The sequence below is a fragment of the Thioclava sp. F1Mire-8 genome (assembly GCF_002213165.1).
GTDB lineage: Bacteria > Pseudomonadota > Alphaproteobacteria > Rhodobacterales > Rhodobacteraceae > Thioclava > Thioclava nitratireducens.
Genome location: NZ_NBNY01000014.1, coordinates 1 through 2,604, shown reverse-complemented (window position 1 = coordinate 2,604; position 2,604 = coordinate 1). Strand labels below are relative to the sequence as shown.

Genomic DNA, 2,604 nt, shown 5'->3' with positions numbered 1-2,604 from the left:
CGTCCGCAAGACCACAGGAGCAGAGGTTTTTAACTTGAGGACTCTATAATAGATGGATGGTTGTAAGATGTAATTTCCCTAGGATTGTTCTTGGGCATCTGCTTATAGGATGGAAGGGAAACATTTTTAGCTTTACCTCCTTGCTATGAGCTTTCTCTCATCCTTCTCTCTGGCCTTCGATTGGGCTCTCTGTTGGATTCGAACTAAGGGGCTATCTTCAAAGGAAGACAGAGGTTCTCTGCTTCATTCTTTCAGATTGGTTTAGAGTAGCTTCACCCATCCTCCCCGTCGGCTTCAGGACACCTCCCCCGCCACACCGGAGGTTATCCATCTATTATAGAGTCCTCAAGTTACCCTAGTCAGCGCTCGATGTGGTCTGCGTCGCGTGCGCTTGAGCATCTGAGAACGATAGTAGGGCTATATGACATCTGACGCCTGTTCGGATGTACCGCTGAGACCTGTCGGCTTGAGAGCGGTGTTGAGCGCTATTCCGGACAGTTTAGCTCCGGGGGAGCCCAAAGAATGACTTTACCCCCTTAGTCACCTTAGAGCCAGAGAGGGCTTACGACCTCAGATTGGCTCTCGGGCGTTTCTTGCCAGTTCGAGGCCTCTAATGTGGGGACACTCAAAGCTTTTGACGTGCCGCCAAAATTAGAAGAGCGGTTGTCCCGCCCCAGCATCATCATGCGATGCCAGGGCAGAGACAGGATGCAACTCAGGTACCTTCCCTATAGTCGTAGACCAAATTCAGCCCCGCTCGCTCGGCGTAATTATGCAGCCTGTACCCTGTCAGCCTTGGGTCTCTCTCAGTTAACTGTAAAGGCTTTAGGTCATCTACCTGCCCATCTAAGTAGGAGACATCCAGCCATGGAGCATGTGGCCCTAGGTGGTCTGCGAGAGTCTCCTGCAGGGTAACGATAACCTCGTCCAGATCCGCTTTACGCACCAGAAGACTGTCATGCACCGGGAATGCGGGGATGCGCTTTTGAGCCAACCTCAGCATTGTGTCGATGATGGCCTCCGCTTCCAAATATTGCAGATTCATTGTCAGGCGAGGAGAGCCCCGTAGAAACGGGAGTGCTTCATAGATCGCAGGGAGATAGTGCTCGACCTTGGCTGACGTGGGCAGACCATACTTTTCCCGGAAAGGGACGTCGTCAGCGACCCTCTGTGGGAAGGACGACGGTGTGGTCCCATCTGCATAGACACAGACTTGAACCAAGACCTTTGCCATGCGCCGCAGCTCAGGGTCGTCTGCCACCCACTGGATTGAACGGTAGGGGTCTTGTGGTAGCTGTCTCGCGTAACGGAACAGAGCCGCTAGGAAGGCAACGTGAGAAGCCTTGAGGTCTACTTCACACACTTCCTGCCCTCCAATGGTACAAGCCAACCTGTCCTTCTCTGGCAAGCTCTGAAACTCATATCCGTAGAGACGCCCACCATGCTGCAGATCATTGGAAAAGATACGCGTCAGAATAGTGTCCAGCTTTTTGCCGCTTGCGTCCCGAAGAATATATCCACCGAGATAGGCATTGAGCTTGGCTACAATGTCCTGCTGTTGTCGAACCTGCTGGCGAGGAAAGCTTTGGAGTCGAATGACAGCCTTGGAGGAACGCTTGCGCTCCCAACTTTCCTTCCCCTTGCGAACTTCGACATGCGCCCCCTGGGCCAGCCCAAAGGCTAAATCTGGGAGCCAAATCGCGACGACACGTCTCAGCCAAGGAGCAGCTGAGAAGATAGATGCTGTTCGCGTGCTTGGCCTTCCTTTGACGAGCCGTTTGATGAAGCCATGTCGTCTAAGAGCGTCTGTGACCTTTTTGGCGGCAGTGTAGCCACATGAGCGAGGGGCAAGGTTCCACGCCTTCTTGCTCATTGAAATGCAAAAGTGCTCAACCTCACTGATCACCATTAAAACGTTGGATGCAAACATGACCATTTTATCGATGCTTTTACGCCGACGGGAAGTCTTTGGGAGTTCGTCGAGGCATAGGCTCTCTGGGATCAGTTCCAGTTTGTAGAGAAGCTGGAGAGCAAGAGCTTTGGTCTCTTGGGTCGCATATGTATATCGGCCACAGACAAACATCTCACCCCTGGTTGGCAAGGCAACAGAAGGGTGAGCTGCGCCCTGAGGCGCAACAGCGGTAGTGTCAAACATTGAGGAAAATCCGGGGTAATCCCCCAGAGCGAACCGGCACATAGCCCGCATGGCCTGTGCTGTGCTCTGGTCAATTACGCACAGAAAATACCCCAGGCAGACAATGAGCCGAAAAAACAGGGGCCAGCGTCTGCCCCTCGATACTCAAAATCCAAAGAACGAACTTGGCTAGTCCGATCCTAAAATTGCGTCAGGATTTGCGAGGGCATATACCCGTTGGAGCGACCTTAAAGTCCCCCCATACCCCCATACCCCATAAAAACTCGAAGCCTCGCTCGGCAAAGCCACGTATGAACATTCCTGACGACCGTAGGACAAATCGTAGGACATGACGCGCCCGTTGACCTCATGTCGTCCATACTGATACCCAAAGCTTTACTGAGATTATCAGCGGCAAAGATGCCTGTAACGGGAACACAACCCAATACAGACGGAGCCTCCGGGCACCA

The 2,604-nt window shown here is 52.8% G+C and carries 1 protein-coding gene; it reads right to left on the bottom strand.

All coding sequences use genetic code 11. The features are described from left to right. Window positions 1-715 precede the first annotated feature (715 nt). A complete protein-coding gene (locus tag B6V75_RS18390) occupies window positions 716-2,155 on the bottom strand; it encodes a hypothetical protein (RefSeq protein WP_146735167.1) in 1,440 nt (479 codons plus the stop codon). Window positions 2,156-2,604: the final 449 nt, after the last annotated feature.